At 45.5% G+C, this 6,229-nt stretch carries 5 protein-coding genes and 1 pseudogene; 2 read left to right on the top strand and 4 right to left on the bottom strand.

Annotated elements, in window-relative coordinates; translation table 11 throughout:
* Positions 1 to 256 precede the first annotated feature (256 nt).
* Positions 257 to 649, top strand: coding sequence for a CesT family type III secretion system chaperone (locus AO277_RS09650; RefSeq protein ID WP_044320081.1), 393 nt, complete (start codon positions 257 to 259; stop codon positions 647 to 649).
* 70 nt (positions 650 to 719) lie between these two features.
* The gene (locus AO277_RS09645; RefSeq protein WP_044320080.1) at positions 720 to 1,334 is read left to right on the top strand and encodes an AvrPphF family type III effector; all 615 of its coding nucleotides are present in this window, start codon (positions 720 to 722) and stop codon (positions 1,332 to 1,334) included.
* 592 nt (positions 1,335 to 1,926) lie between these two features.
* On the opposite strand, the gene AO277_RS09635 is transcribed toward AO277_RS09645, so the two are convergent.
* The 4 genes and pseudogenes from AO277_RS09635 to AO277_RS09620 all read right to left on the bottom strand — a co-directional run.
* Complete coding sequence (locus AO277_RS09635) at positions 1,927 to 2,784, bottom strand: NgoMIV family type II restriction endonuclease (RefSeq protein WP_044320079.1); 858 nt, start codon at positions 2,782 to 2,784, stop codon at positions 1,927 to 1,929.
* Between the two features lie 5 nt (positions 2,785 to 2,789).
* Positions 2,790 to 3,746 (bottom strand): DNA cytosine methyltransferase, encoded by a 957-nt coding sequence (locus tag AO277_RS09630; RefSeq protein ID WP_044320082.1) that lies wholly within the window; start codon positions 3,744 to 3,746, stop codon positions 2,790 to 2,792.
* Between the two features lie 253 nt (positions 3,747 to 3,999).
* Positions 4,000 to 5,913, bottom strand: a complete 1,914-nt coding sequence (locus AO277_RS09625; protein ID WP_099258946.1) for an ATP-dependent nuclease — start codon at positions 5,911 to 5,913, stop codon at positions 4,000 to 4,002.
* A 75-nt stretch (positions 5,914 to 5,988) separates the two neighbouring features.
* Positions 5,989 to 6,229 (bottom strand): annotated as a pseudogene (locus tag AO277_RS09620) (IS3 family transposase); the annotation flags it as partial.

Raw genomic sequence — 6,229 nt, 5'->3', positions numbered from 1 at the left:
GCATTAACGCTTGTTGATAGGGATTTTCACTGCATAAGTAACGCATCAGTGTCTTACTACGCATCGCTATGAAGGCATGACGCCTCCGTCATAGCGTCAACTTGATGCATAGGCATTTTGAAATTCCTATGCATGAACGTTTTACGCAGCATCCCAGGATCCGCCGTAGCAGGGTTTCACGTACATGAAAAGGTTGTCAAATGGAACCAGCTACATAGGTATGACCACTGATCTTGCTATGATCTGAGGGGACTCCATGAAGAATTCGTTCGACCGCTTAATCGATGGGCTCGCAAAAGCCTATGGGATGCCTGGTTTTCCTGAGAAAAAACATGAGCATGAAGTTTATTGCTTTGAATTCAAAGAAGTTTCTATAAAGATTTATCAGGATAAATTCAAGTGGGTGTATTTCTTATCTGATATTGGCGTTATCGACAACCTAGACAGCAACGCTTGCCAAAGCCTCCTGAGGCTTAACGAATTTAACTTAAGAACGCCATTTTTCACTGTCGGCCTAAATGAAAAAAAAGACGGAGTCGTGCATACGAGAATCCCCTTGCTAAATCTTGATAATGTAGAAATGCGCCGAGTTGTCGAAGCATTATTGAATCTGTCGGGCGAGGTAAAAAAAACGTTTGGATTTGTCTGAGAGTTCGGTCTGAACAGCCATTGATCCTGGCCAGAAAAGTTGTATCTAAAACCATCTGGAGAACGTTTAAATGGGTAATATCTGCAGTTCGGGGGGCGTCAGTCGAACCTATAGCCCTCCGACAAGTCCCGTGTATGGATCGGGCGTAAGCTCACCCTCGCGGTTCGTTGGACAATACACGCTGACTTCCATCCACCAATTGTCCAGCGAGGAGAGGGAAAATTTTCTCGACGCACATGATCCTATGAGGGTTTACGACTTAAACAGTGAGACGTCAGTCTATCGCACGACCCCGAGAGAATACGTGCGCAATGGGTATGCAACCGGGAATCCAAATTCAGGTGCTACTATCGCACTTCATGAAGAATTACAAGAAAGCCCGTATGCCCAGCATATTGGAGCGAGACCTGACCAGGCGGATGCCTACAGGCCTCGAACAGCACATGCATCCTCGTTGAATACGCCGTCCCTGAATGTCATGGCGGGTCAGGGCGCGCTCAGTGCTCTCAGTAGTTACGCACGTTCCGATCATGTAACTACTGAAATGAGACTGGGCGACTTTCTGGATCAAGGAGGCAAGGTCTACAGTGATAACTCTGCGATGAGCGCAGGGGGGGACAGGGTAGAGGCGCTGATCGTGACATTGCCTAAAGGCCGCAAAGTACCGGTCAATATCCTCGATTAGCACATCATGTTCATGTATAGGAATTATTGAAATTCCTATACATCAAGATTTAACGAGGCCGCCAACTGTTTTGCATGGTCGGAGGCCTTAACCGACTTCCCTGTTCCATTGCTCCCCGGACGCCATGAGGTACGTGAAGCCCTGACAGGGGAAAGGTGCGTCCACACCTAGGATGCCGCTACACCTAACTTTAACGACCTGCACGAACCGCTTGACGAACCGCCTCACGGAGTTCGTTAGCAAGCACCGACTCACTGCTGATTCCAGTCGTACGCATGTCAGGAAAATGTTGAATCAAGATGTCATGTTCGACCTGAGAAAAAGACACCGCATCTTTATTCATTGCATTTCGGGGTCTGGGGAGCAATGGAACAGGGAAGTCAGTTAAGCGAAACTTCCAGATGGTCAGTGCATCGTTGGAGAGTTGGATCCGCAGCAATGCTTGAATTTTCGTACACTGCTGCCCGGACTAGAGGGCGTTGCGTCCAATTTTCGGTCCTTCTCTGCGTAGTGGTACATTGCCCCTTGGGAGCGAAGCTACAATTTGACGAAATTTAGCTTAACGGGGTTCTATAAACCGGAGCAGGAACAATCATACAGCTAAGTCGAGTGGAATATCACTTATATCTTTAAGCCGTTTTCCGTCAACCATCACGGCAAGCATATCGATAGCATCATACATTTTCAATTCTTGTAACGTTTCTTGTAGCTCATATAATGCGAAATGATAAACGCAGTCAATATCGCCAGTCCCTAACGCAATTGAGGCTAGCCTGCTGGGCGTAGGCTCTGCGGTCACTACCATTATATTAGGAAGTTTGCCTTTTCTGTTCCTGATGAGATTTAATGCCTCCGAACGGGCATTTTGTGCTCTGTCGCTTCGAATTGTCCATTTGCATGAAATGCTAGCATGAAGCAGTGGATAACCGCCATTCGCTTCTCTTAAACTTGATAGTGTGCATACCGATCTGTCAACAAGTTCCTCATGTCGATTAATGGCATTGTCGGATTCAAGCCCTCTGACTACGACAATGTCGGGCGTAATCGTATAATCTGAGCCCAGAGCCGCAGCCAACTCTGGGTCGTTTCTTGCTGCTCTGTCTAAGGCTACTAAATGAGTATACTGCTCGTACCGAGCAATTTCTAATCTGTTTCTGCCGCCCACTTGATGCACATCCCAGTTCCCAGGTCGTAAATGCCCAAGGTGCAGGAAAGTGTCTTTAACAAAGTCAGCACATAAACCTTCAAACTGATTGCCAGAGGTTTGCCCAGCAAGACGTTCAGCTATGGTTTCTGCTTTTAGAGTCTCAGCAATTCCCCTAGCAATCGCAATACTGGTGCGATTGCTACTGTCAGCGTTGCTTGGGATATTCTTATCATTAATCGTAAGAGTAGTTTTTAACAATGCCGCATGAAAATTTTTACGTGCTTGCTGAAATTGGACGTCCATGACAATTATGCAACCTGAATAAGACGGCGGATTGAAAGAGCTTCAAATATTCTCTCGGCTACTGCTTTTGCAACTGGTGGAGGAAAAGCATTGCCAATTTGACGATAGGTTGCTGTTTTCTTTCCATGAAACTTCCAGTCGTCAGGGAACCCCTGAACTCTCGCCGCCATTCGTGTGGTCAGTCGAGGCATTCCCACAAAATCACTCGCTGGCGGAGTGTCAGCTAAACCATGACCACAAACGCCGAGCGTTGCCCAGGCTTTTTTAGCACGAGTTGGTCCCAAGTCTGGACCACCGTGCTTTTTTGACCCCCCAACCAATGTAGGTGCTATCGAGTCAGCAATTTCCCGCCAGCGATCTGCCCCTTTCCAACCATCTACTGCCATCAAATCATGCAGAAGCTGGCCAACAGTTGGCGGCTGTACTAAACCCGGTTCAGGCCAATGAAATTTATCAGCATACTTCTTTTGAACTCCTACAAAAACGACCCTAGGACGAAGTTGTGATACACCATAATCCGAAGCATTCAGCAAACGCCAACCAGCCACATAGCCAAGACTTTTAAGTTGCCTTTCTACCTTGTTGCGGTAATCAGAAAAAATGGCATCCATCAAGCCCCGGACGTTTTCAAGCATTACGGCTTTTGGCCGTATTTCGTCTACCAAACGAATAGCTTCTGGAAAAAGGTCCCGCTCATCATCTGCGCCAAGCTGCAATCCAGCCTTGGAGAATGGAGGGCACGGCACACCGCCTGCCACAAGGTCCACCCCAAAGAAAGGCGATCCATTGAACTGGCGTAGGTCTTCCTCTTTGACGTTCCACTCTGGACGGTTCAGGCGAAGAGTGGCACACGCAGGCGGCTCAATTTCTACCAACGCTTCATGACCAAACCCCGCCATTTCCAGGCCCAGTGCTTGTCCGCCTGCCCCTGCACACATTTCGAGCGATGTAAAACGGCTCATTGAGGCCCCCAAAATACTGGATATACATACAATAATGACGAAAAAATACCATAAATACCTATTCTCGTATACGGGGTTAAACGCAATCAATCCCGGTCGAAAAACGCGATGACCGCAGGTCGAGACCATTTCGACTGCAGGCCGCTACAATGTAGAGATTACAAATTGGCCGTTCCATCGGCCAATTTCATAAAGCTCATACATCACAATTCAATTAATAAAATTAAATGTGCTTTTCAAAAAATAATAAGCATTAAGCCAAACCCTTAAATTTAATGTTTTCCGATAACCCATTATTTTCTGCCCAGCTTATTACTTTATTACGTAACAATATCTCATACTGCGCAATAGTTTCACCTTCACCACTTCCAAATGGATGGTGATTTTCTCCGTATACTAGATCATTAAGCATATTTTGCACGCCAATCCCGAGATCTGCGTTATCTAATATAGTAAGGTAAGCCATAAGTGGCTTATCTTTTGATTCTTCTTCACCACCTAAAAACCTTTCAAAGTCAGGAATACTGACCTTATGCCGAACTGTTATTCCAGAATCACGCGCAGACGCTATAGCATTTCGTATGCTTGAATTTAGCGACCACATACTGTTATTTCCACCTTTTGAATTATATGGCGCATCACTATCGTGAACAATACCAAAATCCATTTGGAAGTGCTTAAGAACAGATACTAGGGAGAGTAATATTCCTTTGCCTCTAGCCCTAACAATAGTGACTTTATCGGCAAGTTCGTGCTGCCGCTCTATGATGGTAGCTAAAAATGCTGCATGCTCTGTGTCCCCCTCAACCAAAATAGGATAGGACCCAAAAAATATTTCTGCCAAACTCGGATCTATATGCTGTAGCGCTTGAAGCCTTCTTTTTTTATCACCTTGGAATGTTATCAAATCCGACCTGTAGGTCTTAGGAGAAATTAAATCGCCGCCGTGCGTAGCAGGGCGTTCCAGCCTTATGATTGTAGTGTGATCTTCTAAAGCATTTATAAAATACGGAGAATGCGTTGTTAGCATTATTTGCCAATCTGGATTTTCTGCTAATTTATACAGATGCCTTTGTGCAGCCCTAGCTGCCATAGGATGTAAAGCATTTTCCGGTTCATCGATGAGCAAGAGGTAACCAGGTAACGCCGGATCCTCTATACTTTTCGGAATTGGATTACCAAGTTCAATAGCTTCCAACTTTAAATTACATTCGTCAATTATAGCTTGATCGGGTGGTTTTTTATCCATTGCTTTTTTAAGTGCAACCTGAATCGGTTTTTTAGTAACCTCCCGCGTCTCTTTATCGCGGTTAAGCTCATTAAAAACCTGAAGCATAGACCAAAACAACGCCTTTCTAGCACCTGTGCCTTGTTGTGAGACCGAAGTTTCATAATTACCATCTTTCACCTTCAAACCAGCATCTTTTTTTACGAGCCCGGTTAACTCAGATGTTAAACTGGCTGGTTTTATATCAAGCAATACGTCAAGTCCAGGAAATATCCCCTTGAATCCAGTTGAAACCTTTGAGGCGATCAAATTAAAATGTTCTGCATGAGCCCCACTCAATGCAGAAAGCTCATCAATAATCTGAGACAGAGCATTTGCTAAATTCGAGCTGCCATCCTGTCTTTCTCGCTCAACAGCAGTAATTAAAGGAGCTAGAGCAAATGTAAGGAGATTTTTTTCGGTTGTATCTGCATCCTCTAAAGAACCGATCCTAATCGGTTTAGGAAGTCTAGATTTGAAAACGTTATCAGCACCTCCAGCCTTACCATCCATAGCCCAATTTTCCGACTGAGGGTCCCAAGTGAAACGTGTAGATTTAGAATTAGTTCCATCCCATCGCCATAGGCTTCGAACAATCCTTAATTCCGACTCATGCACCTTCCATTTTTCATCGATATTGGCAACTCCTTCTGGAATATGAACTTCTAACTCCACCTCGGAGAAACTCTTGGAATCGGCATGTTGATATCTATCTTTTATAGGTGAAAATGGTTCACCTGAGCCGTATGCTAGCTCGTAAGCTCTGAGTATAGTTGACTTACCGGCATTATTTTTACCAACGAGGCACACGATATTATCTAGAGCGATTGTTATTCCATCATTGCCGACACAGCCGATATTTTTTAGACGCATACGAACAAGTTTAGAAGTGTTACTCATAAAATATCCTTTTAGATGAGCAAGTGACACATACTATACGGCGTTTTTCAAGGTAGTTGTCGCGTCACCGTCTAACTATGCTGCTCTTTTCTCGACCTGTTGCTCTCGATCCGGATTCAGCAGCACGGTGCCGATCGGTTCCCAGTTACGCGTCCGGCCTGACCACCGTTCCGGTCTTTTTTCCTTGGCTCGTTCGTACAGCTCATGCCGCTGGGCCAAGACTTTATGATCCAGCCCTCGATGCCGCTCAGCCGGTGTGACGAACCGGATACGGCTATGCCGGTGCTCGTTGTTGTACCACCGTATGAAGTCCCTC

The sequence above is a fragment of the Pseudomonas amygdali genome (assembly GCF_002699855.1).
GTDB lineage: Bacteria > Pseudomonadota > Gammaproteobacteria > Pseudomonadales > Pseudomonadaceae > Aquipseudomonas > Aquipseudomonas amygdali.
Note: the sequence above shows the minus strand (reverse complement) of the source record. Positions and strands in the feature narration are given on the sequence as shown.

What these genes read in the sequence shown, in the direction of transcription:
- AO277_RS09630 (WP_044320082.1), bottom strand. Translation starts at nt 3,746, where the DNA reads ATGAGCCGTTTTACATCGCTCGAAATGTGTGCAGGGGCAGGCGGACAA.
- AO277_RS09650 (WP_044320081.1), top strand. Translation starts at nt 257, where the DNA reads ATGAAGAATTCGTTCGACCGCTTAATCGATGGGCTCGCAAAAGCCTAT.
- AO277_RS09645 (WP_044320080.1), top strand. Translation starts at nt 720, where the DNA reads ATGGGTAATATCTGCAGTTCGGGGGGCGTCAGTCGAACCTATAGCCCT.
- AO277_RS09635 (WP_044320079.1), bottom strand. Translation starts at nt 2,784, where the DNA reads ATGGACGTCCAATTTCAGCAAGCACGTAAAAATTTTCATGCGGCATTG.
- AO277_RS09625 (WP_099258946.1), bottom strand. Translation starts at nt 5,913, where the DNA reads ATGAGTAACACTTCTAAACTTGTTCGTATGCGTCTAAAAAATATCGGC.